The sequence below is a fragment of the Loigolactobacillus coryniformis subsp. coryniformis KCTC 3167 = DSM 20001 genome, assembly GCF_002706425.1.
Taxonomy (GTDB): Bacteria; Bacillota; Bacilli; order Lactobacillales; family Lactobacillaceae; genus Loigolactobacillus; species Loigolactobacillus coryniformis.
In genome coordinates this window covers 2,124,711-2,149,606 of the sequence record NZ_CP017713.1, presented here as the reverse complement: position 1 = coordinate 2,149,606, position 24,896 = coordinate 2,124,711, and the positions used below count along the sequence as shown (strand labels likewise).

At 41.3% G+C, this 24,896-nt stretch carries 22 protein-coding genes; 16 read left to right on the top strand and 6 right to left on the bottom strand.

Annotated elements, in window-relative coordinates; genetic code table 11:
* The first annotated feature begins 24 nt into the window (after positions 1-24).
* The 10 genes from LC20001_RS10650 (at position 25) to LC20001_RS10605 (ending at position 9,987) form a co-directional block, all read left to right on the top strand.
* Positions 25-1,398, top strand: coding sequence for an IS701 family transposase (locus tag LC20001_RS10650; protein WP_145955951.1), 1,374 nt, complete (start codon positions 25-27; stop codon positions 1,396-1,398).
* A 217-nt stretch (positions 1,399-1,615) separates the two neighbouring features.
* Positions 1,616-2,320, top strand: coding sequence for a GntR family transcriptional regulator (locus LC20001_RS10645; protein ID WP_010009096.1), 705 nt, complete (start codon positions 1,616-1,618; stop codon positions 2,318-2,320).
* Positions 2,321-2,598: 278 nt separating this feature from the next.
* The gene (locus LC20001_RS10640) at positions 2,599-3,762 is read left to right on the top strand and encodes a mandelate racemase/muconate lactonizing enzyme family protein (RefSeq protein ID WP_010009098.1); all 1,164 of its coding nucleotides are present in this window, start codon (positions 2,599-2,601) and stop codon (positions 3,760-3,762) included.
* 317 nt (positions 3,763-4,079) lie between these two features.
* A complete protein-coding gene (locus LC20001_RS10635; RefSeq protein WP_099267154.1) occupies positions 4,080-5,333 on the top strand; it encodes a dicarboxylate/amino acid:cation symporter in 1,254 nt (417 codons plus the stop codon).
* A gap of 448 nt (positions 5,334-5,781) precedes the next feature.
* Entirely contained in the window at positions 5,782-6,117 is a 336-nt protein-coding gene (locus LC20001_RS10630) for a hypothetical protein (protein WP_010009102.1), read from the top strand.
* A gap of 9 nt (positions 6,118-6,126) precedes the next feature.
* Complete coding sequence (locus tag LC20001_RS10625; protein WP_010009104.1) at positions 6,127-6,531, top strand: acetyl-CoA carboxylase biotin carboxyl carrier protein subunit; 405 nt, start codon at positions 6,127-6,129, stop codon at positions 6,529-6,531.
* A 32-nt stretch (positions 6,532-6,563) separates the two neighbouring features.
* Positions 6,564-7,685, top strand: coding sequence for a sodium ion-translocating decarboxylase subunit beta (locus tag LC20001_RS10620; protein WP_010009105.1), 1,122 nt, complete (start codon positions 6,564-6,566; stop codon positions 7,683-7,685).
* 14 nt (positions 7,686-7,699) lie between these two features.
* On the top strand, positions 7,700-7,822 hold the full coding sequence (locus LC20001_RS14490) for an OadG-related small transporter subunit (RefSeq protein ID WP_010009106.1): 123 nt from the start codon (positions 7,700-7,702) through the stop codon (positions 7,820-7,822).
* Positions 7,823-7,844: 22 nt separating this feature from the next.
* Entirely contained in the window at positions 7,845-9,233 is a 1,389-nt protein-coding gene (locus LC20001_RS10610; RefSeq protein ID WP_010009107.1) for an oxaloacetate decarboxylase subunit alpha, read from the top strand.
* Between the two features lie 22 nt (positions 9,234-9,255).
* On the top strand, positions 9,256-9,987 hold the full coding sequence (locus LC20001_RS10605) for a TerC family protein (protein WP_010009108.1): 732 nt from the start codon (positions 9,256-9,258) through the stop codon (positions 9,985-9,987).
* Positions 9,988-10,041: 54 nt separating this feature from the next.
* Here the strand turns inward: LC20001_RS10605 and dhaS are convergent, their stop codons facing one another.
* Both dhaS and LC20001_RS10595 read right to left on the bottom strand, forming a co-directional pair.
* On the bottom strand, positions 10,042-10,599 hold the full coding sequence (dhaS, locus tag LC20001_RS10600; protein ID WP_010009110.1) for a dihydroxyacetone kinase transcriptional activator DhaS: 558 nt from the start codon (positions 10,597-10,599) through the stop codon (positions 10,042-10,044).
* Positions 10,600-10,771: 172 nt separating this feature from the next.
* Positions 10,772-12,406, bottom strand: coding sequence for an APC family permease (locus tag LC20001_RS10595; protein WP_010009111.1), 1,635 nt, complete (start codon positions 12,404-12,406; stop codon positions 10,772-10,774).
* Positions 12,407-12,838: 432 nt separating this feature from the next.
* Between LC20001_RS10595 and LC20001_RS10590 the strand changes: the two genes are divergently transcribed.
* Both LC20001_RS10590 and LC20001_RS10585 read left to right on the top strand, forming a co-directional pair.
* A complete protein-coding gene (locus LC20001_RS10590; protein ID WP_010009112.1) occupies positions 12,839-13,600 on the top strand; it encodes an ABC transporter ATP-binding protein in 762 nt (253 codons plus the stop codon).
* Positions 13,601-13,614: 14 nt separating this feature from the next.
* Positions 13,615-15,423: an FtsX-like permease family protein gene (locus LC20001_RS10585; RefSeq protein WP_010009113.1), complete on the top strand. Its 1,809-nt coding sequence runs from the start codon at positions 13,615-13,617 to the stop codon at positions 15,421-15,423.
* A 44-nt stretch (positions 15,424-15,467) separates the two neighbouring features.
* Here the strand turns inward: LC20001_RS10585 and LC20001_RS10580 are convergent, their stop codons facing one another.
* Together LC20001_RS10580 and LC20001_RS10575 are read right to left on the bottom strand one after the other, a co-directional pair.
* Positions 15,468-16,139, bottom strand: coding sequence for a histidine phosphatase family protein (locus tag LC20001_RS10580; protein WP_010009115.1), 672 nt, complete (start codon positions 16,137-16,139; stop codon positions 15,468-15,470).
* Between the two features lie 17 nt (positions 16,140-16,156).
* Positions 16,157-17,056 carry a proline-specific peptidase family protein gene (locus tag LC20001_RS10575; RefSeq protein ID WP_010009116.1) on the bottom strand — a complete coding sequence of 300 codons (900 nt, stop codon included), beginning with the start codon at positions 17,054-17,056 and terminating at the stop codon, positions 16,157-16,159.
* A gap of 575 nt (positions 17,057-17,631) precedes the next feature.
* Between LC20001_RS10575 and LC20001_RS10570 the strand changes: the two genes are divergently transcribed.
* The 4 genes from LC20001_RS10570 (at position 17,632) to LC20001_RS10555 (ending at position 23,227) form a co-directional block, all read left to right on the top strand.
* Complete coding sequence (locus tag LC20001_RS10570; RefSeq protein WP_010009117.1) at positions 17,632-18,660, top strand: DUF1002 domain-containing protein; 1,029 nt, start codon at positions 17,632-17,634, stop codon at positions 18,658-18,660.
* Between the two features lie 229 nt (positions 18,661-18,889).
* Positions 18,890-20,437 carry a glycosyltransferase gene (locus LC20001_RS10565; RefSeq protein WP_010009118.1) on the top strand — a complete coding sequence of 516 codons (1,548 nt, stop codon included), beginning with the start codon at positions 18,890-18,892 and terminating at the stop codon, positions 20,435-20,437.
* Positions 20,434-21,939, top strand: a complete 1,506-nt coding sequence (asp1, locus tag LC20001_RS10560; RefSeq protein WP_010009121.1) for an accessory Sec system glycosyltransferase Asp1 — start codon at positions 20,434-20,436, stop codon at positions 21,937-21,939. Before LC20001_RS10565 ends, asp1 begins: the two co-directional genes overlap by 4 nt.
* 178 nt (positions 21,940-22,117) lie before the next feature.
* On the top strand, positions 22,118-23,227 hold the full coding sequence (locus LC20001_RS10555; protein ID WP_003678067.1) for an Ldh family oxidoreductase: 1,110 nt from the start codon (positions 22,118-22,120) through the stop codon (positions 23,225-23,227).
* A 95-nt stretch (positions 23,228-23,322) separates the two neighbouring features.
* Here the strand turns inward: LC20001_RS10555 and LC20001_RS10550 are convergent, their stop codons facing one another.
* Entirely contained in the window at positions 23,323-24,303 is a 981-nt protein-coding gene (locus LC20001_RS10550) for a polyprenyl synthetase family protein (protein ID WP_010009124.1), read from the bottom strand.
* Positions 24,290-24,889 carry a Gx transporter family protein gene (locus LC20001_RS10545; protein WP_176720031.1) on the bottom strand — a complete coding sequence of 200 codons (600 nt, stop codon included), beginning with the start codon at positions 24,887-24,889 and terminating at the stop codon, positions 24,290-24,292. Before LC20001_RS10545 ends, LC20001_RS10550 begins: the two co-directional genes overlap by 14 nt.
* Between the last annotated feature and the right edge of the window lie 7 nt (positions 24,890-24,896).

Sequence of the window (24,896 nt, the reverse complement as noted above, 5' to 3'; positions counted from 1 at the left end):
AAAACCACTCAGAAAGAAGGATTCGTGTTGAACTCATTTTATCAAAAATCATCACTTTTAACCACCCTCCACGCCTATTTTTTTGATTTAAAAGCGGCTGGCTTGTCTAAGCCAATGGGCCTTAACTATTTTTGGTTGTGTCTAGCGTTGTTAGTGATTGGTGACCGCCACTCGATCCGCCACTTATTTGAACAATTTCTGGGCCGGGTGACGAAGCATTCTTTGAACACGTTTTATCGGGCTTTGGCAGTGATCGGTGACCACTTGCCACAGTTAGAAGTGCGCAACTTGACGTATTTACTGACCTTGATTCCCACTACTTGTCAGGACTTGCCCTTATTATTGGTTCTGGATGACACGGTCCAACCCAAGTTCGGCCACAAATTTACCGGCGTCAAATATCTATTCGATCACGCCGCACATACGGGTAAGCGGCTCGTCAATGCCCATGATTTCGTTACTTTAGGTCTGATGATCCCAACACAGCGGGACCAAGATGACCAGCCAGTTTATACGTTCTTGCCGTTAGCCACGCACCTTTATCAGGCGGAACAGGCGACCAAATACCAGCAAGCGGCGCAAATGATCAAGACGACTTTGAAATCGATCGCCAGCGACCAACAAGTGTTCCTACTGTGTGACAGTTGGTATCCCAAAGCTGAGATCAACCAACTGGTCATGACGCAACCTAATCTAGCTATGATCGCCAATGTGCGTAAAGATACCGCCATGTTTGGCTTACCCAAACGCACCGGTAAGCGCGGTCGGCCGCGGAAATATGGTGACCAGATCCATTTGGGAAATATTGCATTAAATCTTTGTTCGGCCGGAGATCAGATCGGTATAGTGCGGTGTCTGACACGCTTGATGCCCCAGCCAGTTTACATGATCCGCGTACAACGCAAGACGACTTGTCGTCTGTTCATGGCGACGAGCGCGCCCGAAGAATTAGCGGCGATCACAACCGAAACCCTAGCCGTTGATCCGACCCAGCTCACCTATCGGACGCCGGAGACCAGCGCCCCTGCGCCAGCGCTACGAGCGTTGGCCTACTATCAAAAACGTTGGGCGATCGAGACCTATTTTTATGAAATGAAAACATTCTGGCACTTCGGTGATTACGCCGTGCGTTCAGTAGCCAAGATTGAAGCCGATCATCATTTATTGAATACGGCGTATACCTTGATGATCGTATTGCCATTGACCCAACCTAGTTTAGCTTTTTTGGTAACCAAAAGTTTGCGTGAACGCAAACTCTGGTTAAGTCGGCAAATTCAAGCGGCGCTGTTTTTGGCTAGTTTAGCGCGGCAAGTGCAAAGGCGGTTAAAAACAACACCGGCCAAAGTGGTGATTCAGTGGTTGGCTTCTTGTTGGTCGGGGGTCAGTGAAAAGCTGTAAAGTGCTGTAGAAATATTAAAGCCTGATAAAATCCTATTTGTACGATATACGTGATAAAATAAATCTATTGATAAGGTAGCTACTAAACTTAAAATAAATACTGCGGTAATGGTAGAATCATTTTTTAATTACTTTAGTCATAATTAATTATAGGGCTAGGAAAATTAATAATTTAGTGTATGATTAGCTACAATAGTATCAACGAGGAGGAGAGATGATGGAAGATGGCCATGGAGAGTATTTGAGACTAGTGTTATTAGGGTATAAAAATGAAGTAGCAAGTAATTCTTTAACACAGCAGGCATATCTTGTCATCTTAAAAGCCATTCGTAATCTTTATCTAGAACCGGGAAAGTCATTTTTAGAACGCGAAATAACAGATTTATTAGAAATGAGTCGAACACCAGTACATGAAGCATTAATACGCCTAGAAATGGAGGGCTGGCTCAAAGTTATTCCCAGAAAGGGTTTTAAGGTTGAACCAATCCTGAGAAGGATTATTATTGAAATATCTGAAATTACAGAGGTACTTGATGGGCTAGCTGTAGAACTTGCAACTAATATCATTAGTAATGAAGAGTTAGATAGGTTAGATAGGTTAATCGATAAACAAGAAGAAGCGATGTATAATAAAAATCTGAAAACCTACGTAGCTGTTGATCAGGAGTTCCATAATTTAATTGTTGATCAATCGCGTAACAATCGATTAATAAAAGCAATGGCAAACTATTCTGATCAGTTGTACCGAGCTCGCCTTTACACGATTAATGCACGTAAATTGCCAATTCAATCTATTCAAGAACATCGAGCAATTGTTGCTGCTATACGTGCTAAAAATAAGATAGCAGCTCGTGAGCTTATGCAAGGACATAGGCATCGGGGCAGTTTGGAAATAGCGGATATTATAAAGAAAAAGTCCTAGCTTTTAATAAAGTTTGAAGTATAATAAAAATTTGCACAAGGCTTGTTTTGAATTAGGTAAAGAGTGGCATGATTCTTGTATTCTACAGGGTCATGCCACTCTTTGTTTATGGATATTTTGTCATGATTGAATCATCCTAAACAATGTATACATAAAATGACGTTATGGTGGCTTTTTGTAAAATTTAGAAGTTTTAATTGACTTTTACGTATACATTAAATATAATAATAACTGTGTTAAGCGCTTACATATCAAATTAAAGTGGAGGTATCATATTTATGAAAATTCTGGAAATTAAAGAGAAGCCAGTACCTATCAGCTCTAGTATTCAAAATGCTTATATAGATTTTTCTAAGATGGACGTATCTGTTGTTGCCGTAGTAACTGATGTTGTTAAAAATGGTAAGGCTGTTATTGGATACGGATTTAATTCCAATGGTCGATATGCACCAAGTGGTATTATCAATAAACGTATGATTCCACGTATTATGGATGCTAAACCGATTGATTATTTAAATGAAGATGGGACAAACCTTGATCCGTTTAAATTGTGGAAAATTATGATGACTGGCGAAAAACCTGGTGGACATGGGGAACGTTCCGTTGCAGTTGGGACAATTGACATGGCTATCTGGGACGCTGTAGCAAAGATCGAAGATAAGCCACTATATCAATTACTATCGGAACGCTATGGTGATGGTAAGCCAGATGATAAGGTATTTGTGTACGCTGCCGGTGGATATTACCAGCCGGGTAAGGATGATAAGCAGTTACAAGAAGAGCTTAAGGGCTATTTAGATATGGGCTATTCTGTAGTTAAGATGAAGATTGGTAATTCATTAGAAGAAGATATTCGTCGTATTGAAGCTGCACTAGAGGTAGTTCCATCTGGTAAAAATTTAGCAGTTGATGCTAATGGACGCCTTGATTTGAAGACAGCTATTAAATACGGAGAGGCTTTAGAAAGATATGATTTGTTTTGGTATGAGGAACCTGGCGATCCATTAGACTTTGAATTACAGGCTGAATTATCTAAACATTATAAGAAAACAATGGCCACTGGTGAAAATTTATTTTCAATGCAAGATGTCCGCAATTTGATTCGTTATGGGGGAATGAGGAAGGATACTGATTATCTCCAATTTGATTGTGCTTTAAGCTATGGATTAGTTGAGTATATGAAGACACTAAAAATGCTTAAAGAATATGGTTGGTCATCACGTCGTTGCATTCCACATGGCGGACATCAAATGTCATTAAATATTGCTGCAGGACTAAAGCTTGGTGGGAATGAATCTTACCCTGGCATCTTTGAACCTTTTGGTGGATTTGCTGATGATATTGCGGTCGAAAATGGATATGTTGGTTTACCAGATATTCCAGGTATTGGGTTTGAGACTAAAGCTAAACTAATGAAAGTATTGTATTCAGTAGCTAAATAGAATCGCGTCTATATATTTTGACATAAAATTTAGTAGTAAGAAATATAGGCACGGAGCTATAAAATATAAGTGTAGTGTAAATATATATGGATTCTTTGAAGGTCCTGATAATCAAGTTTATTTTGGCATAAAAGCGCCACAATTCTAAAAAAACATTCGAAGGCTTTAATGACGGATGAGTGAATTGTTGGCGCTTTTTATGAAATTATTATGCTTAATTATAGTAGATATATAATGCTACTTGAGTTTTTATCAAATGGTAAGCTGATTTTGATCTTGTCTATGCAATTCATCGTAATACGAGGGGATGTATACTGATGCTAAAAATAATTAATAAGATTAGAAATATGAGTTTATTTACCAAGATTATGATAGGTTTTGCACTTGGAATTATTGCTGGAATTTTATTAGGAAAACAGGCAACAATATTTGCCGTTTTGGGGGATATTCTAATTCGTCTGTTACAGGTAGTTGTAGCTCCATTAGTATTTTCTTTAATGGTCGTTGCTATTGCGGATATTGATGATATGCAACAATTCGGTAAGATTGCATTAAAAACGGTTGGAACGTATGTTGTTTTTACATTGATTGCAACCGGTCTGGGACTGGGAATGGGTCGGTTATTTAATGTTGGGCAAGGTGCAAATATTCAAACAGCAAATGCTGCAATTCAAAAACCGGTTAAATTATCTATAAGTGACACGATTTTAAACTTTATTCCCAGTAATATATTTAAATCGTTAACAAGTACTAATTTGGTGCAAGTTATTTTCTTTGCTGTTATTTTTGGCTTTGCCTTATTAGCTATTGGGGAAAAAGGAAAACCAATGTTAACATTATGCAAATCACTAGCGGATACAATGAAAAAATTCGTTAATATTGTATTAGGCTTTACGCCAATTGGTGTTTTCGGTTTAATGGCTAGTGTCATTGGGAAAAGTGGCATTGCAATTATTTGGCCGTATTTAAAAACTATTGGTGCAGTTTATACGGCATCTGGTATTCAAACTATCGTGATTCACAGTATTATTGTTTGTGGATTAATTTGTAGGGTACCAATCAAGAAGTTTTTTAAGTCATCAAGAGAGACCTTGGCTTTTGCCTTTTCTACTACTTCAAGTGTCGCAACAATTCCACTTGCATTACAATCAGTTAAAAAACTTGGTGTATCGGATCGAATTGGTAATTTTATTATTACAATTGGTTCTAACATGAGTATGGATGGTATTGCAATTTATGAAGGTGTAGCAGTTGTTTTTGCAGCACAAGTATACGGTGTTCATTTTTCAACTATTGAGCTTTTACGTATCATGCTTATGGCCGCTATTACTTCACTTGGATTGGCCGGTGTTCCTGGCTCAGGCTTGATTGCAGTTTCGGTTGTATTACAAACAGCTGGTCTACCAATAGAAGCAGTTGGATTATTGGCCGGTGTTGACCGTATTTTGAATATGGGTAGAATTATTCCTAATGTGACAGCGGATATTTCGACATCGGTATTGGTTGCTAAATCTGAAGGGGAACTTAATCTAAAATTAGCAGCCAAACCTAAAATTGTTAAGCGGTCTTGAATAATCAAAATAGTGATGCTAATTATAATACTATTTTAGAATACGGAAAATGTAGCATAATCAGCGATATTAAAAACGCATACAGTTGAAAAATTATAGCTAAGAATAGTGACAGAATAAAAGTGACTGCTGGTGAAATTATGACTGTAAAATAGATTTTACAGAGACCAACGATTTACTTCTTCTATGAAATAAAAGGAGTAAAAATGTGAATTAGTACACATGATACCTTTGTATTTAATCATTTTGCACCGATGCCGGATAACAAAAGCACAGAAAGTCATAGAAAAATGTTGCTATTTGTATTAGAAATGAGTTTGAGTAGCATTTTAATACTAATTGTGATGTATTTGAAAATAAATATGACTGTAAAAATCAATTCAGGTGCGACTATACAATCGTAACTACTAGGATAATTTAGTTATCATTCTTACCCGGAGGTGATGATATGGGGTTTTTTAAAAAATTATTTGGAAAGGAATCAGGAACTGTTGCTGTGGCTCCCCGCGCCGATAAAAAAGTAGCACAATCAGTGCCGCCAGTCAGTTGGGTGCCTATCACTAAATTTATCCCCATCAGTGAACCAGCTAAAAACAAAATAGTCGCTATCATTGCTACCGCGATTGCCGCTGGTGAAAATAAAACTAGCCAGTTTACCGTTACCCGGACTCAACAGTTGAACCCAGAATTTAAATGTGTCGCTTTAATTGCGACCAGTATCGCGGCTGGGGATGCACCAGAAAAGCAATTCATTGTGCAGTCAATCAAACGCAAAATAGATTAGGAGAATATTATGTTACGTAAATTTAAAATCACCATCGATGGTACGGAGTACTTAGTTGAAATGGAAGAAATTGGTGGCACACCGGCGCCAACGGCAGTGGCACCCACACCGCAGCCCGCGCCAGTAGCCCCAGCCCCACAAGCTACAGCACCAACGCCACAACCCACTGCGCCAGCTGCGGCAACAACATCCACGACTGCTGGCACCACCTTACCCGCACCAATGCCCGGCTCGATCTTAAAGCTCTTGGTCAAGGTTGGCGATGACGTTAAAGAAAATCAGCCGCTGATCATTTTGGAAGCCATGAAAATGGAAAACGAAGTGGTAGCCAATCATGCAGGGAAAGTAAGCGCCATTAATGTGGCGGTGGGCGAAAATGTCAATGCTGGCGACGCCTTGATCACGATTCAGTAGGCATTATATTTTGGGGAAGAGGCGTTTATAATTTGGAAACACTACTACAAGGAATCACCTCAATTACTTGGCAAGAGCTGGTGATGATGCTCATCGGTGGCTTACTGATGTATCTGGGGATCAAAAAAGAATATGAACCAACCTTATTAGTCCCAATGGGGCTAGGTGCGATCCTAGTCAATATTCCTGGGACCGGGGTATTGACTCAGATCGTTGGCGGTCATGAATCTAAAGGGGTACTGGATATTTTATTCAGTGCCGGTATCAGCACGGAACTGTTTCCCTTATTGATTTTTATCGGTATCGGCGCCATGATCGATTTTGGACCCTTATTACAAAATCCCTTTATGTTATTGTTCGGTGCTGCAGCGCAATTTGGGATCTTCTTCACCGTGATCGTCGCCGTTTTATTCGGTTTTGACATTAAAGAGGCCGCTTCAATCGGGATCATCGGTGCCGCCGATGGGCCCACTTCCATTTTCGTTTCGGGTCAACTGGCACCGAAACTCTTGGGGCCGATCACCGTGGCCGCCTATTCTTATATGGCGTTAGTGCCGATTATTCAACCAGCCGCGATCAAAGCCGTTACGACAAAAAAGGAACGCCAGATCCGGATGACTTATAAATCTGAGGATGTTTCGAAAACCGTTAAGATCCTCTTTCCAATCGCGATCACGATCGTCGCTGGCTTCATTGCCCCAATTTCGTTACCCCTGGTGGGCTTTTTGATGTTTGGTAACTTACTTCGTGAATGTGGGGTGCTTGATCGATTATCCCAATCAGCCCAGAACGAATTAGTGAATATCGTGTCGATCCTATTAGGCCTAACCATCTCCGTTAAACTCGTAGCCGATCAATTCTTAAACGTCCAAACGTTAATGATCATTGCCTTTGGCCTAGTTGCATTTGTGATGGATTCGATCGGTGGCGTGTTATTCGCTAAGTTATTGAATCTATTCCGCAAAAAGAAGATCAACCCGATGATCGGGGCCGCTGGGATCTCGGCTTTTCCCATGTCCAGTCGGGTGATCCAACGGATGGCCACTGATGAAGATCCGCAAAACTTTGTCTTGATGTATGCGGTAGGCGCTAACGTTTCCGGGCAGATTGCTTCGGTCGTCGCTGGCGGCTTACTGTTGTCATTCTTTAGTTAGTAAAGGAGCAAAATATGAACAATGCACTGATCCAAGCAGGTGAATTAATGCTTTTCGGGATGGTCGGCGTTTTCTTGGTTTTATTCCTACTTTACCTGATCTCCCAACTGTTGATTAAAATTTTCCCGGCTAAATAAAAAATAAGGACTGAATGAACTCATGAAAAACATTCGCTTTATGGAAACAGTTTTACGTGATGGCCAACAAAGTCAAATTGCCACCCGGATGCCGTTTAGTGACATGCAGCCGATCTTAGAAACGATGGATCAGGCTGGCTACCATGCCCTCGAAGTTTGGGGTGGGGCGACCTTTGATTCTGCGCTGCGCTTCTTGAACGAAGATCCCTGGGAACGACTGCGTGCCATTCGCCAACACGTTAAAAAAACTAAATTACAAATGCTCCTACGTGGGCAAAACTTACTAGGTTATAAACATTACGCTGACGACGTCGTGACTGAGTTTGTACATAAATCAGTTGAAAATGGCATCGATATTATCCGTATTTTTGATGCCTTAAATGACCCGCGTAATCTGGAAACGGCGATCACCGCGACTAAAGACGCTGGCGGTGAAGCGCAAGCCGCAATTTCGTATACCACTAGCGACTTCCACACGATCCCCTACTTTGTACAACTCGCCCAAGAATTTGAAAAACTCGGCGCGGATTCGATCGCCATTAAAGATATGGCCGGTGTCTTAACGCCGCATGATGCTTACGACTTAGTCAGTGAAATTAAGGCGGCAGTCAGTGTACCCCTCGAGGTGCATACTCACGCCACCAGCGGGATCGCCGAAATGACTTATCTAAAAGCCGTTGAAGCTGGCGCCGATATTATCGATACGGCAATTTCGTCTTTTTCTGGCGGCACCAGTCAACCAAGTACGGAATCGATGGCGATCGCCCTGTCGGATCTTGGCTACAACACGAACTTAGACGTAACCAAATTGTCGAAAATCGCCGCACACTTCAACCCGGTTCGCGACCGTTTTCGTAAAGCAGGGTTACTTAACCCTAAAGTGAAGGACACTGAGCCACGGACACTGTTGTATAAAGTGCCAGGCGGTATGTTATCTAATTTGTTAAATCAGTTAAAAGAACAGGGCCTAGAAGATCGTTATCAAGAAGTGTTGGAAGAAGTACCCAACGTCCGCGCCGATCTTGGTTATCCGCCACTCGTTACGCCGCTGTCACAAATGGTCGGTACCCAAGCGGTGATGAATGTCATCAGCGGTGAACGTTACAAATTGGTCCCCAAAGAGATCAAAGAATACGTCAAAGGTTATTATGGTCGCCCACCAGTTCCGGTTTCAGATGAAATTCGTCAGCAGATCATTGGCGATGATACCGACGTGATCACAGTCAGACCCGCTGATCTGATCAAGCCACAAATGGCACAGTTCCGCAAAGCCATCGGTGCTTACGCTCATTCAACTGAGGATGTATTAATGTATGCTTTGTTTCCGGAGCAAGCGAAAGACTTTCTGGGCCGGCGCGAAGATCCATTTTATGATGTGCCGGTGCAACATATTCAAATTTTGTTTTCGTAAATTATGGAAGGAAGTCGACTAATTGTTCCATCTTATTGCAAATTTATATGGGCCATTCTTTGATTTGGCAGCTTGGCGTGAAGTGGTAACATCATGGACTGATTGGTCGATCATTTTTTCAGTGATTTTACTTGAATGTTTATTGTCAGTGGATAATGCCGTTGTTTTAGCCGCACAGACGCAAAACTTATCGCAGAAAAAGCAACAAACTCGTGCTTTACTGTATGGATTATGGGGCTCATATTTATTGCGATTTTTAATGATCGGCATCGGCACTTTTATGATCCATATTTGGGAAGTAAAGTTAGCCGGCTCCTTATATCTAATTTACTTGGCAATTAATTTCTTTCACCATTATCACCAGAAACGAACTAATGAACGAGTGGTTAAACTAGTTAAAAATTTTTGGTCGGTAGTCTGGCAGATGGTCTTTATGGATGCCATTTTCTCAGTTGATTCAATTATCGCTGCGTTAGCAATTTCAACAAATCCTATTATTGTCTTACTTGGCGGGCTGGTAGGAATTTTAATGATGCGTGGTGTCGCCGAAATTATTATGAAGTTGATGCAAAGTATTCCAGAATTAGAACCCATGGCCTATTTTTTGATTGCTATTATCGCAGTTAAACTATTTATGACGATTCCACAGATTGGTATTGAAATACCAGCTAGCTTATTTTTGATGATTGTCACATTAACGATTGGCGCGACATTGTTAATTCATTATTTAAAGCGATATAGCATAAATAAATAGCGAAATAAATCAGACTAGGGAGACCTAATTCGATTTATTTCGCTATTTTAATTTTTATTGCACTCGAATCAAAAAGCCGCTGATCGTATCTTCAATAACTGTTTGTAATTGGTGACTTAAGTATTGTGGGCTGGTTGGTTGATCATCTTGTAGCCAGTCGACGATCACGCTGACTACGGCTCGTGAGAAGTATTCGCGTAAAAAGCTGATGTATTCACCCGTTAAAGGAATATTTTTAGTTTTCAACAAGTCACGAACGATAATATCGGTTAGTTGTTTGGTGTGAGCAAGAAAATATTGATCAAATGAATTTTGTTCGCTGATCGCTAAGGCGTTACGATAATACGCACGATTAGTTTCTAGATAATTTAATAAGTCTAATAGTGATGAAGTCCAATGCTCGTAATTAACACTTTCTTCCAGATCGGTGCCGGCCTCAGCGTTAAAGATCCACGCTAACAAATCATATTTATCTTGAAAATATTCATAGAAGGTTTGTCGCCGGAGCTGCGCTTGCTTCATGATCAAAGTGACACTGATCTGCTTAAAAGGCATAGTTAACATTAAAGTTTTAAATGCAGCAGCAATCTGTCGTTGTGTCGTTGAGGTCATAAGCAACCATCCTTTATTCATTATTGCAACTTATTTATACGTAGAACTACGTAATCATATTTAATCGTTTCCATTAAAATTTTATCATCTCAGAAACTTGATAGCTAGCGTTGTGTAGATATATTTTGAATGGGACAAAAAAAGCGTGATGCAAAATGCACCACGCTAATGTTTATGCCTTAGTTGGTCGCCGATAAATCAGGCGTAAACAGAGGCTAAATAGGGCAATCACTAACAGAATTAGAACTAAACGAATCAGCACGTCAATACTGTGTAGGCGTGAGATCCAGTAACCAAGTGCTACGGCGATAACGAGCAGAACTAAATTTAGAGTCCACTGACTGCCAGTAAAGGCGTTGCCAGCATTTTCGCGTTGCCGCCGAGCAATAATTGGCATGATCAAACCGATAGCACATAGACCGATTGTTACTACGATATTCATGATCAATGAATCTGTCCATAAACTAGTACCGGGCTTTGCGTCCGTTGGGAAGAATGCAGCAAAAGCGGAGAAAAAGGTGACAACGAACATCCAAACTCCGACGCTAAAGCCTAATCGATCATTTTTGATATATTTATATGCTGGCGTTGGGTAACGGTCACTATGTAAGCGAACCATCATAAATGCCCAGAATAAGAAGCAAGTTGCGAATGGTGAAACAATACCGTTTAAGTTTAATAACCAGTTGAAAATATCGTTGATCTCGGGTAGCAAGCCGCCTAAGAACATGATGACTGCACAAATTGCAGTAGTCATCCAATAACCGTTGATCGGCAAACCATCAGCGTTAAGCTTAGATAATTGTTTCGGCATATATTTCTTACTGATATCACCAAGGAAGACACGGGTACCGGCGTCCAATAAGACAGCTAGTTGTGCGCACATATAGATCGCTTGCGTCACTGCAAAAATGTACATCAAAATTTTACCCCAGCCGAAATGCTGGCCTAAAGCGAGGAACGCATAGTAGGAACCGTTCATTTTTAAATCGCCGGGTAGGTGATGAGCGTTAAAGAAAACACCTAATGAGAAGGAGCCGAAGACAGTCAGGAAGGCCGTCATCACTGCAATCATGATCATTGCTTTCGGGAAATCCTTACGTGGGTTTTTCATATCAGTCACGTATGGTGCGACTAATTCCGAACCGTTCATGGCAAAAATAAGCAGCCCTAATGTAGTAAAGAAATGGCCGTCAATTTTAGGGATAAACGCTTTGGGTGTAAATGGTTGTGTTGCAATGTGACCACCTGTTGTCAGTGCCACAACGGTCATGATCACAAACAAGACCGTCATGATAAACATGGCGCTACCACCGATAACACTCATGATCGCTAATGATTTATTTTTAAATAAATGCTCAAAGAAGATAAAACCAACGAAGACAATCGTAGTCAAAACACCGAACATGGCTTTAGACATATAAGCGTCAACGTTACCATTACCGTGGATCAACCAACCAAAGGCGATAACCACTGAGTTAGCGACATCCACGATGTACGGTAAGCCAACGACCCAATAGAACCAAGCTGCGAAATAACCAACTTTGTCGCCGCTAGTCCCGCGGACCCAAGAAGTTAAACCGCCACCTTCAGAACTGAAAACAGAGCCGAGATGACCAACCATCAATGAATAAGGTAAGACATAGATAAAAAGCATAACGACCCAAGATGTGACAACACCGAGACCTTGATTCTGAAAATTATAAATAATATCGTCGAAACCAATGACGGTGACAAAATCCATTAAAGCAACCACCGGCCATTTTAAATAATTGCGATTAGCACTTTCTAATTCTAGTTTTTCCATGATAACCTCCTAAAATAGAGTGCCTAAAAAAGCGTTCATGTTTTGAGCATTAGCCTAGCCAGGCAATAAGCAGCACACAGTGATGCGTTTGACTGGCGTAGCTAAGCGGAAAAACATGCTTTTTTGGCACGTTTCCACTAAAATATCGCCATAAAGCGACATTCTAGTCAATTGTCTACTTCAGTATTATCGGCGGGTTATTTTGGCAAAAGCCAGCTGCACACATGACAACCGTCCTTTCTTATTCATAATCGTGATACTTATTAAAATTCAACCTTATCTAGTATAATGAAAAAGCCGTGAAAATACTAGCCTGATTGCATTTCTTCCCCAGCTTACAATTTTGTTAGGTGGTTGTTAGTTGATTCGCAGGCGTTGCCGCTAATGATTTGCTAAAATTAAGCCAACAAGTTAGCTGAAAGAAGGATCACTATGACAACACAATCAACGATCGTTGCGGTCACCGATGTACGCAAAGTTTACGGTAAGGCCAACGAAAAACAATATGAAGCACTGCACGATGTTAGTTTTCAAGTTCAGGCTGGAGAATTTGTCGGCATTATGGGCGCCTCTGGTTCAGGTAAAACTACGTTATTAAATATTTTATCTACCTTAGATCAACCCACTAGTGGCTCGGTAAAAATTAATCAACAGGAAATTACGCATTTGCGCGGCAATCAATTAGCGGATTTTCGTGCTAAGGAGATCGGCTTTATTTTCCAGGATTTTAATTTGTTAGAAAATATGACTGCTTATGAAAATATCGCTTTACCACTCTCATTACAAAATATCTCTGCCAAGAAGGCGCGGCCGTTGATCGAAAAGATTGCGGCAACCTTAGGTATTAGTGAAATTTTAAATAATTATCCAACGGAAATTTCTGGTGGGCAAAAGCAGCGGGTAGCATCGGCACGAGCTTTGGTCCATCAACCTAGTATTCTGATGGGCGATGAACCAACTGGAGCGTTGGATTCTAAAAGTGCTAAAAGCTTGTTAGACACGATGACAAAGTTGAATCAACAGCAGCAAGTCTCAATTTTGTTAGTGACCCATGATCCATTTTCAGCAAGCTACTGCCAGCGTATTTTATTCATCAAAGATGGCCAGATCGGTCAAGAATTAAAACGTGGTGATCGCAGTAAAGAAGCCTTCTACCAAGATATTCTCGGCGTACTTAGCCGTACTGAACAGTAGGAGGAGTGATGGGAATGCTATTTAAATTATCACTGACCGGGATCAAAAGCCGCTTCAAAGACTATTTGGTTTTATTTTCTGGTTTAGTCATGGCGGCGGCAATATTTTATATGTTCGAAGCTTTGGCGACTAACAATAGTTTTATCAAAGCCAATAGCACGTTTTCGTTAGCACCTTTTGTTTTTCAATTTGGTTCGGTTTTGTTGGCGATCATCACGTTCGTTTATATTTTGTACGCTAATTCATTTTTACTCAGTATGCGAAAACGTGATTATGGTCTATTCATGATGCTGGGCGCAAAGTCTGGTAAACTAGGGCAATTGATTTTTCTCGAAACTGTAGCTATCGGTGCTTTATCCTTAGTGATTGGTTTATTGGTTGGGGTGGGGTTGACTGCTTTAGTTGGTGGACTGTTGATTCAGCGTTTGGATGCCACTGCGGCCCACTTTAATGCATTTTATTTGCCAGCCATGTTGGTCACCGTGATCTTCTTCTTAATTTTGTTTGTTTTAGCAGCGTTGTTGAATCAGCGGGTTCTGCGTAAAACACCGGTGTTAGCTTTGTTAAAAAGTGCGGCGCAACCAATACACGTTCAAGTTAACCCCATTAAAACGGTTATCCAAATTATTTTCGGCTTAGCCTGCTTGGTTGTAGGTTACATTACGATGCATATGATCGGGACATTGCAGATTCTCGGTATTGCTGTAGCACTGGTTACTATCGTTTTAGGGACCTATTTGGTTTTTGATTCATTATTTACATGGTTATTAACCCGGCTTAAGCGGCACGAGAATTTTGCTAGTCGGGGATTAAACAACTTTACCTTGGCACAATTGAATTTTCGGATTTTTGATTATAATCGGATGTTGGCAATGGTAACCTTGTTGTTTGCCTTGGCATTAGGCGCGATCACGACGGGGATGGGCTTCCAAAAGAATATCCGTCTCTTTACTGAGAGTGCGCCTTATGATGTTGTCTTGCATGACCCTACTGCTAAAGTTAATCAAGCTGCGGCTAAAATAAAGGTGAAGCAACAGGATCATTACACTTATAAAGTCACTGGGACGACCGTTTATTTTGTTCGTGAACAATTTGATGCGCAACCAATTTATGCGCAAAAGCCATGGCAGAAGAAGCAAGTGACTGCTGAATATCAGTTGATCACTGGCAAGCAAATGACTGCACGAAGCCCATTACGTTGGCAATCGTCACTACAAGCGTTGCTGTTACCACAGGATAGTGAAAAGACGATCACGTTGGTTGATCAGGCTGCTTTTACGCAAATTAATGCACCGACGCATCAGTTAACGACGCTGATCGCACATGATTTCTTTGCAAATTTGGCGGCAATCAAGCGGGTTACGCAGTTAGATCAACGGCAGAATAAAGTATCAATAAATTATAGTATGGGCACAACCAAGTACGATGCTTACCAAATGATGAACGGTTTACTATCTGGTTTTGAATTTATGGGTTTCTTCCTCGGAGTGGCTTTCTTAGCAATGTTAGCTAGTTGTCTAATGTTTAAGATCCTATCTGGGGCTGCTAGTGATCGGCTACGTTACCGGATGTTGGATAAGATTGGTACCCGCCAGCGATTATTACGTAGTGCCATCGCTAAAGAGATCGGCGTTTTATTCTTATTACCTGGTGTGGTCGGTGTTATTCATGTCTTATTTGGTCTGCAAATGTTCACCACAACCAGTTTGTTACCGAATGCGTACCATGATTTATGGCTACCATTTTTGATCTTCTTAGTATTATATGGTTTATATTATTTGTTGACGGTTAAGCTGTATCAAAGTATCGTGCTGAAAAAATAGCACACAAAAAACCGATTCCGCACTGGAACCGGTTTTTTATATGCTTATTCTAAAGGACCTTCATCGATTCGATTATAGTACTCAACGTGAACTTCGCTACCTTCTAAAAGAAGTTTAGTGACGCTACCATTGCGTGGACTTTTAGTCAGATCAAAGTGTTCCTGGCCAAATTTACCGACGATACTGCGCATTGTGGTGCCATGACTAACTAGTAAGATCTTAGCACCAGCTGGATTGTCACGACGCAACATATCGAAGCCTAACAAAAGGCGATTCCAGTATTCAGTACTGTTTTCAGCATCGTGGAAAGGGTCAGCTTGCTTCATAAAATCTTTGGAGGCATCGATCGAATAGTTACTAATAATTTCGGCATAAGTTTTACTGTCATGACCAGCACCAGTAAGGTACCAGGCTTCTGGCGAATTCATACCTTCAAAGTAGCCATAAAATTCTTCGCGGAAAAACGGCGTTTCTATCGGTTCGTTCAAACTACTGACAGCGTTGGCCTTGAGAATCAAGCGTGCCGTACTCCGTGCACGACCAGTATCGCTGCAATAGGCTTGATCAAATTTGATCTGTGCTAACCGCTGGCCAACCTTATTCGCATCCAGAATACCTTGTTCAGTTAACGGTGAATCCGCCCAGCCTTGCATACGATTATACCGATTAAAATAAGTTTGACCGTGACGCACGAAATAAACGGTCGTTTTTGTCATAAGTGACCCCTCCTACGCTAAAATGTGCCGTTTTCAACGTCTTGAATGAATTGACTTAAATGATCGAAGTAAACTGGGGCGTTATCAATCATATGGTGATGTCCACCATCAGGAGTGGTGACCAATCGTGAGTTAGGAATCTGTTCCGCCATTCGTTTGGCAGTTGCTAGTGGCATCGTTTCATGTTCACCGAAAGTCAATAAAGTTGGAACCTTGATATTCTTGATCTGATCGCGAATATCCCATGACTTCAACTTGCCGGTAACAACAAATTCGTTATTGCCTTGGAAGTCATTGTAAACTGGAGTTGCCATCGTGCTGACCAAATGAGAGATCGCCGGTGGCTGCTTACGATCAACGTAGCCAGCGTTTAAAATGTCAACATAACCTTGATAACGCTCATTATCAAGATCGTTGCGGGCCTCGCAGTCCTTCATATAAGCTACTGCGTCGGCCGGTAGGGCTTCTTCACGGATTTTATTGATGTTGACGACATATTCATCAATGTTGTCGACCATACTGGAGATGATCGCACCCTTTAAATGTTGGCCATACTTCAAAGCATAAAGCATGGTTAAAGCGCCACCCCAAGATTGGCCGATCAAATAGAAATTGTCTAAACCTAATTTTTGCCGAACTTCTTCAACTTCATCCAAATAATAATCATAAGTTAAAAAGCGATCGCGGATCGCGGGATCAGAAAAATCAGGTTGATCAGAATACCATGAACCTAATTGGTCATACATTGAAACGCGGACCCCAAGTGGTGCCAACTTATCAGCAAAATTTTCATAGTACTCATGATTACCACCAGGGCCACCATGCAAGGTCAATAGTTGAATATCGCCGGTACCATCAGTGCGGGTCCACAAATGATAACCGTTATCTAAGGTAATGATGTTGGTTCCGTTTTTCATACGCTCACCTTTTTCTAATAAGATACTTTCATTCTAGCATTTTCAGCGGCTAACCTAAAGCATCAGCAAAGCTAAATATAAGTTTAAATTTAGTGGAAGAAATCGCTTTTGATGACTAAATTAGGTAAAATGAGTAAGCTAGAGTTGATTATGGAAATTTTTTACTAGCAAAGTTATCAAGAATCTGGTGTTTAATTAAAAATGAGCATGGCTAGGTCGTAGTATCAGAAAATTTTGGTATAAAAATTAACCACTGTTGTGGCGTAGAGCCATGTTTCTTGCGGCATGACCTTTGCCACAAGAATGGTCATCGTCCGTAACATCAAAAATTTTTGGTATAAAAATTATCCACTATTGTGGCGTAGAGCCATGTTTCTTGCGGCATGACCTTTGCCACAAGAATGGTCATCGTCCGTAACATCAGAAATTTTTGGCACAAAAATTATCCACTATTGTGGAGTAGAGCCATGTTTCTTGCGGTACGACCTTTGCCACAAGAATGGTCATCGTCCGTAACATCAGAAATTTTTGATATAAAAATTATCCACTGTTGTGGAGTAGAGGGGTTTTATATAATGAAACAAACTTGGCAAAAAATTAGTCGCCGTGCAGTAGTTGTGCTTGTATTAGCGGGTGTCTTTTTTGGTAGTGGGATAGTTGCTGCCCACGCTGATACGTATTCTAGTAGCAGTAGCGAGAGTGTGGTCAATGAACGCTGGGGCAAACCAACATTTATTTATGGTGGCGGGTTGAATCAAAGCCAAATTCAAGAGACGATGAATATCATGCATATTAATAGTAACGACGTCACCACTAGTAGTGTAACTGGACAGGACTTAGTTAAATATTTAGGTTCTGGTTCCGGCGATACTAGTGTAATGATCTCGTCCGTTTTAGTGACTCGTGAGTCTAGTGGTCATGGGATCACTGTCAAAATTGATACACCATCTAATATTACACAGATCACAGCTAACGAATATAAAAATCCACTGATCACTGCTGGAATCACTGATGCAACAATCGAGGTAGCAAGTGTAAAACCAGTAACGGGTGAAAGTGCCTTAACTGGGGTTTATAAAGCTTTTGAAGCTAACGGCGAAACCGTTGATCCTGATCGAGCAGCGTTAGGGCAAGAAGAATTGGAAACGACTAATTCAGTCGCACAAGATGCGGTCAAACAAAATGCAACCGACAACCCTGACCAGAGCAGTTCTGAAAGTAAAGAAGACGCTAATAAGATCAAATTACAATTGGCTAATGCGTTGACCGATATCAAACAACAACTAGCTGATCTGAAAGAGCAAGGCAAGACCGCGAATACCACGCAAATCACAACGATCGTCAATAACTCGATCAAAGATAATAATTTATCTGGGAAAATCAGTCAAAACAATATTAAACAGTTAGTTAATTTAGCTGGTAAATATCAAACCACATCAGGCGTGTTAGATAAATCAACGATGAATCAGTTAGATAAAGCTAAAAGTAGTATTGGCTCAGCCCTAGATAAGGTTGGTGGCGCGTTAAAGAATGCCCAAAACAGTAGTTGGTGGCAGCAATTCACTAATTGGGTCAAAAGCGTTTGGCAAAGTATTTTTGGTTAAATAATGTAGCGTGAATTGAAAAGGCAACTTGTTCAATCACGTTTATGCCAAACCAATGATAAAAATTAATGTTACGATTTTTTCCAAAGACAAGTTAAATTAGTGGGGCAACGGCGATGGCCAATGCGCCACTTTTTTCATTGTAAGTAAGATTTTGTTATACTAAGGGGGTATTTCTAATCAGTGATAAGCAAAAAAATAAATTTAAAACAAAGGAGCTGGCGCAATCGTGTTTTATTTTGTAAATACCAGTATGAATTTAAAAAAATCTGGAATTGAGCACGCAGAAATGAAGCGCCTCGCTTTATTCAATAAACATGGTGTTCCCGCTAAGATCGTGACCCGCTTCTTTTCTTTAAGTCTCCACGAAACCTTAGCTGCTGCCGGAATCGCGGAGAATAATCAAATCAATTTATTCGATTTTATTCAAAATTCAACTGGCTTTAAACCACGAAAATTGACGATCGCTGATCTGAACCTGCCGGCAGAATACCAAGTGACTGCAGATGCGCATAATTATAAGGTAGAGCAAGATGATCAGTTGCGGATGCGGGTCAATACGATCAGCGCTACTGACTCACGGTTAAATAATGTTCAGTATTTTGACCGCAACGGTAAATTGACGAAGACTGAGTGGTATGACACTCGTGGCTTTAAAGGGTTAGAGCAGTTCTATACCTTTGATGGTCAAGTCGCTAGTGAACAGGTTTTTGATCCGCAAGGCAAAGTTGTTTATCAGACGTTCCATATGCAAAATAAGCAGGGCAAGGTGAAGAACTCACTTTATCGCTTTATTGACTATCACGGCTGTGATTGGTCGTTTAACGGTGAAGAGGCGATGATGCGCTTCTTCTTGGATGAATTAAATCAAGTCGATAATGGCCGGAATGTATTTGTGGTTGATCGGACTTATGAATTAGCTTGGTCAACGCTACGAATGCACACGCGACCGTTTCGCGTGATGCATTTACACAGTAATCACGTTAATGACCCAGCTGACCCACGGCACTCCGCTTTAAATTATAATTACGAGTTGGCCTTGAATAATTTAGCTGATTGGAATGGTGTGATCGCTGCAACTCAACAGCAAGCCGATGATTTTACGGCCCGTTATGGCACGACTACACCGATCTTCACGATCCCAGTGGGGGTGGTGGCCGATGAATTAAGTGCTCAGCCACCGGTTAAATGGTCAAAACGAACACCAGGTAAAGTCGTTATGGTTGCTCGTTTATCGGAAGAAAAGCAACAGGATCAATTGATCAAAGCAATTAAAAAAGTTCATGCTAAATTTCCCCAAGTCTCGTTAGATTTCTGGGGTTATGCCAACGGTGATACCGGGACCAAGTTACATCAATTAGTGACTGAACTGGGTGTCGGTGACTATGTTAAATTCAATGATTACACCACTGATGTTGGTCAAGTGTATGATCATGCTCAGTTGGCGGTGCTGACTAGTCGTGCTGAAGGCTTTGCCCTAGCTTTATTAGAAGGTCAGGCGCATGGGTTACCCCAAGTAGCTTATGATATTAAATATGGGCCCCAAGCAATTATTCGTGACCAGCAAGATGGGCTATTGGTACCTTTAAACGACATTGATGCGTTAGCCGAAGCTATCTATACATTATTGAGTGATCCAGCCAAATTACAGGCTTACAGTAAACAGGCTTATCAAGATAGTCAGCGGTATTCAGAAAACGCAGTTTGGTATGCCTGGCAACAATTGATCACTGCAGCCGAGCAGTATTATTCACAGAAAGGTGGGGCGAATAAATGATCTATTTTGTTAACCAATATTTAATGGCGTTGAATTCAGGTGTTGAACATGCTGAATTTAAACGGATCGCGCTATTTAAACAACATCAAGAACCGGCTAAGCTTGTAACCCGTGATTTTGATGTTTTACTACATCAAAATATGACTCATTTTGGGTTGGCAGCAACGGATATGGTCAACTTATACGATTTTTTCCGTGGTAGCGAGGAACTGCCTGAACGTGTGTTAAAGATTCAGGACCTTAAATTAGCGCCAGCGTATAATGTTGATCCTGGGGCGAATGTTAGTCATGTCCGTGATGGTGATCAGGTTATTGCCGATGTTTATTTCAGTCCAGGAACAGTAGGCCACCTTTATTATGTTAATTATTTTGATGCTCTTACTAATGTTGTGCAGCGAACTTACTATGATTCGCGTGGGTTTAAAGCCAGTGATCAATTCTTTTCACCAGCTGGCGAAGTGATCACTGAGATCATTTATAATGTTGACGGCAGTCGTTTGTTTGAGCGTTATTACGCTCATAATGACGCAAATAATAATTATATCTCGTCAATTCGTTTGCTGGCTTATCATGGTCGTGAATGGCAATTTAATTCTGAGGATGAGTTGATGCGTTTCTTTCTCGACGAATTGAATCAGCGTACTCCCGGGACCTTTATTGCTGACCGACCATTAGCTGCTGATTGGCCAGTGATCAATATGCAAACAGCAGCGCGGAAGTTTGCTTGGTTGCCAACAACTCATGCTAATGATCCACAGGACCAAGTCTTCAGTAATATGAATGGTGCTTATGTCTATGCATTGCATGATCATTTAGTGCAATTAGATGGCGTGATCACAGCAACAAAGCAACAGCAAGCCGACTTGACTCGCTGGTTAGGGGGCAAGCCAGCTCGACCGATCACAGCAATCCCTGCAGCAGTTGTCAGTGAAACAAGATTAAAGGCCAAACAAGTTGCGGCTAGTCAACGGACACCAGGTAAAATTATTTTTGTGGGTCGCGTTGATCAAACTAAGCGGCTCAATCAATTGATCGAAGCTTTTAGCCAAGTTCATCAGCGCTTGACGGATACGACCTTGGCGATCCATGGTTATGGTAGTGAGGTCAATAATTTACAACGGCAAGTTACGCAGCTTAATTTGAAAAATGTGGTCACCTTTGTACCGTATCATCAAGACTTAAAGGCAACGTACGATCAGGCACAATTATTTGTTTATCCGGCAGAAAGTGATGGCCAATCGTTAGCTTTGGTTGAGGCGTTATCTCATGGGGTACCCGTTGTTAGTTATGACGTTAATTATGGGCCAAAAGAGATCATTACTGATGGCAATAATGGCTACTTAGTGCCATCAGGGAATGTTAAAGCATTAGCGAGTGCGATCACTAAAGCATTGGTGAATCAAAAACGTTGGCGCCAATTGAGTCAAAACGCTTATCGCAGTGCACGCCAATATAGCGAGAACAAAGTTTGGCCGTTATGGCAGCAACTTTTAGAATTATAGCCGTGCAGAAGAGTCTAGTAATGGGCTCTTTTTTTATTTAGCGTGAAAAGTTAGGGTGACAACTGATTTAGATTGTTCCCTGTGAAAAAATGTGATATCCTCTATATGTAACCGCTTGCAAATATAGTAATTACGCTAAAGCTGAGGTTTATTTTTTTAACAGAAAGGAAGTAGCGACATGGCACAAGATATCCAGTATGAGACTTTCGCGAACTTGCAGAAATTTATGGAGCTCGGTTTTGAAGCCGTTGGTGTCCCCGCCACCGATGCACAGACTTGTGCACAAGTACTGATTGAATCCGACAAACGTGGTATTGATTCTCACGGTGTTGGCCGTTTTAAGCCAATCTATATTGATCGGATCGAAGCTGGTATCCAGAACGTGATCACTAAGGTGGAAGTTGTGCGTGAAACCAAAACAACCGCTGTACTTGATGGTGGGAACGGTATGGGCCATGTTATCGGTACACAAGCAATGCAAATGGCAATCGATAAGGCTAAAGAGTATGGCATGGGCATGGTTGCAGTTCGTAATTCAACTCATTATGGAATCGCAGGTTATTATCCAATCATGGCAGCTAAGAATGGGATGATCGGGATGACTGGTACCAATGCTCGGCCATCGATCGCGCCAACTTTTGGAGTAGAAAATATGCTTGGAACCAACCCATTAACAATTGGTTTTCCAACTGATGAAGCCTTTCCGTTTATGATCGATGCAGCAACTTCAATTACCCAGCGGGGGAAAATTGAACATTATGCACGTATCCATAAAACCATGCCTTATGGATGGGTGATCGATGAAAATGGGGAAGGCGTCACTGATCCAGATATTGCACTTAAAGGACTAGTGGATGGTACTTGTGCATTGGCGCCACTGGGTGGTATTGGCGAAGAGTTAGCTGGTTATAAGGGGTACGATTACGCAACTGTAGTTGAAGTCTTATCAGCTGCATTACAGGGAGGTAGTTTCTTACATCAATTAAGTGGCTTTGATGTGCATGGTAAAAAACAACCGTATCATTTAGGTCACTTCTTCATTGCCATTGACGTTAACGCATTTACTGAACTTTCAGCTTTTGAAAAAACCGCTGGTGATATTTTGCGGGCTCTGCGTGCTTCGAAGAAAGCAAAAGGCCAGTCACGAATTTATACAGGTGGTGAAAAGGAATATTTAGCCTTCCTAGAGCGTTCAGAAACGGGCGTTCCATTAAATCCAGCTGTGCGCGATTCACTAACAGCCGTGCGGGATAAATATGCCATTGATTTTAAATTTGCCTGGGAATAGGTTAGGTCGTTTTTAAGCACCTCAATTAATTTAGATTCTATATAAAAAGCATATCTAACGATAAATTTTGTCGTTAGATATGCTTTTTGCATGTTTTAATATTTACGGGTCAGCAACTGTTGCGTTAATTGTTCCAAGTCATCCCGTGCCGCGCCAGCCGGTAACTTGTGGATCGCAGTTAGTGCTTGTTGCGTATAGTCAGCAGCTAATTTTTGTGCGGCTGTGACCCCACCAGCCGCCACAACCAATTGGCGAATCTGTTCACATTCCGCTGGTGTTAAAGCGGTTCGTTTTTTTAGTAATGCGACTAATTCGGGGTTCGCGTTTTGCAGGGCGAAAACTAGTGGCGCGGAATAGACACCTTGACGAACGTCCTCTAAAACTGGTTTTCCCAAAGTAGCACTACTTTGTTGGTAATCAAGGATATCATCAACAATTTGAAAAGCAGTTCCGATCGCCATACCGATCTGTTCACTTTGACGTGCAAAACTTTGAGTATTACCACTTTCATAAGCGCCAATAAAGCAAGCAGTACTGAAAAGCTGAGACGTTTTACCTTTGATTTGCAATAAATAATCATCTAAGCTCATCGATAGCTGATAGCGCATCTTCATTTGGTGGATCTCACCGTTAAGAATTCTTTCCATGCTATTCGAATTAACTTGGATACTGCGGAGGTCACTGGTATAGTGCGCCAGTAGTTTAAAACACACGACAAAGAGATAATCACCCGCGTATACAGCGGTGTCTTTACCGAAGCGTGCTTGGATCGTTGGTTGATTACGGCGTAGATTGGATTCATCAACAATGTCGTCATGAATCAATGTTGCTGTGTGTAATGTTTCGACTGCAGCAGCTAACGCAATCATCTTTTTACGATCAGTTTCGTGAAATTGGGCGAATAACAGGCAGTAAGCCGGGCGCAGCAATTTACCACCAGCATGGATCATATCGATAATAGCCGCAGTGACTTCTGGATCATGGGCTTTAATATTTTTTTCAATCAAAGTCAGTGTGGCAGTTAACTCTGGCGCTAGGCGCGGGTATTGTTGCCACATTGCATTAATTTTTGTCATAATGCGACTCCTTTAAGTGTCTCACGTGTCGTTGACGTTTCTTTTGCGTTTGCATATGCGCATAATTGGCCTTTAAATAATTTAGGGTACGAACGTGCTCGAATAAATAATTAGCAGAGATACCAATTGCAATTCCCGCAAGAATACCAATGAAGGATAAGATTGGTAAGTAGAGCATTACCGTCCAACTCTGAGCAATTAGGCTAGCAACTAATAATTGACCGACGTTGTGCAGGACGCCACCAGCACTGGAAATACCAATAATGCTAACGCGCTTGGGTCCCAGCTGTTTGATCAATAACATCCCCAAATAACTAAGTACTGCACCACCTGCTGAATATAGAAAAGTTGATAGTGTACCGCCCAGCAAGGTAGTTAGGATCAAACGCATCCATAGTAGCAAAAAGCTATCGCGAAAAGGCATTGTAAATAGGGCAACGATCGTAATCAGATTTGCTAAGCCTAGTTTAGCGCCGGGGGCAAATGCGAAGGGAAAGGGAATCATCCGTTCTAGTAGGCCAATAATGACACCTTGTGCAACTAATAAGGCAATGAATACATATTTTTGAATTTTAGGTTGGGTCATTAATTTT